This window comes from Marinilabilia rubra, from assembly GCF_003121985.1.
GTDB lineage: Bacteria > Bacteroidota > Bacteroidia > Bacteroidales > Marinilabiliaceae > Marinilabilia > Marinilabilia rubra.
This window is the reverse complement of sequence record NZ_QEWP01000054.1, coordinates 1-1,392: the sequence shown is the minus strand read 5'-3', so window position 1 is coordinate 1,392 and position 1,392 is coordinate 1. Positions and strand designations below refer to the sequence as shown.

Sequence of the window (1,392 nt, the reverse complement as noted above, 5' to 3'; positions counted from 1 at the left end):
TCACTATCATCCGAGAGTTTTTTGAAATTGAGAAGAAAATTGCTGCATCCCTTTATCCATAGAGGGATAATTGCTCGTTTTGAGAAAAAAAGTCGGATGACAGTGGTATTTTCATTTGCTTGCTCTGTTTTATTCTTTTTGCACCTTCGCCCATGGTATTGCACACATAATCAAGTGATAAATAAAAGCATAGACTCATTCGTATTTTTTCGACAAAACTTGAAAATGCAGGTAGTTTTTTTGCAATAGTTCTTCTAATAAGTTCCAGTAGCATAAAAGTTATCATTGCGATGTAAATTTGCGACTTTACCGCATTTTCACTTGTCCCTACAAACGTTTTTACCTGCAAATTCTGTTTTAATGCTTTAAAAAACAACTCAATATCCCAACGTTTTTTGTAAAGTTCGGCTATAGTTAAAGCATCCCATTCCAATTGGTTTGTAATGATCTCGATAATTTTGTTTTCATCTTCTTTGTAAACGTGCACAAGTCTTAATTCCTGATTATTAATCCCACAATCCTTGGCCTTTTTTGAGGTCAATCGGATAATTTCATCTTTTACAATATGTTCATTTTTCCCATCGGGCAGATCGATTTCTTCCACTGTTTCATATACAGTATTGCATTTTATCCTTGTAACAAAAGTGTTCTTAGCAGCAATACGGTTCATCATTAAAGTGAAATCAAAATATCCTCGGTCCTCGACAATTATCGTATTCTGAGGGAAAACTAACTGCTCTAAACCATTACGATCATGCACTTTGGCCTCGCTGATATTAACAACGTCAGGCAGCATTAATTCAACGTCCAAACAGGTGTGAATTTTTACACCTCCTTTAGCTGTCCGAAATTTTGCCCAGTCAAACATGGCCAAGCATAGCGGTATAGTTGAGCTATCTATTAGTTTTATACTTTTGCCTTTAATCTCTTCTATGACAAAGCTTTGATGATGCTTTTTCAGTATGCTTTTATAGTGGCTTAGTAGTTTGTAATAAAGACTCTCGAAAACACGCCAGTCTCGTTTTCTATTACCATCGCTCATAGTAGATCGAGCCGGACTTTGTTTGAGGCCCAAGTCTGATATGAATATTTCACTTACTCCTATTCCGGTTGATATATCACTCAATGTATGACACTTATACAGCTGTCCGTAAGTTAAGGCAACAAATTGATCGTAAGTCTTATATTTACTGCAACCTTTATCAGTCTTATAAGTATTGGTGCAATTGTCAAATAGCCAGCGGGGAACTAAATCTAAAATTTGTCGAATTACTGGTTTGTTGGTATTTTTGTTTCGCCTGAAGAGTCCCATATATAAATTGTTTTTGTGGTGAAAACAAAAATATTGGATTCTTCGGGCTTTTAAAAATTAAGACTTTCGGATGACAGTGA

Annotated in this window: 1 protein-coding gene; it reads right to left on the bottom strand. The window is 35.4% G+C overall.

The genetic code is table 11. The features are described from left to right. Positions 1–52: 52 nt before the first annotated feature. Complete coding sequence (locus DDZ16_RS20555) at positions 53–1,312, bottom strand: IS4 family transposase (protein WP_232526835.1); 1,260 nt, start codon at positions 1,310–1,312, stop codon at positions 53–55. Positions 1,313–1,392: the final 80 nt, after the last annotated feature.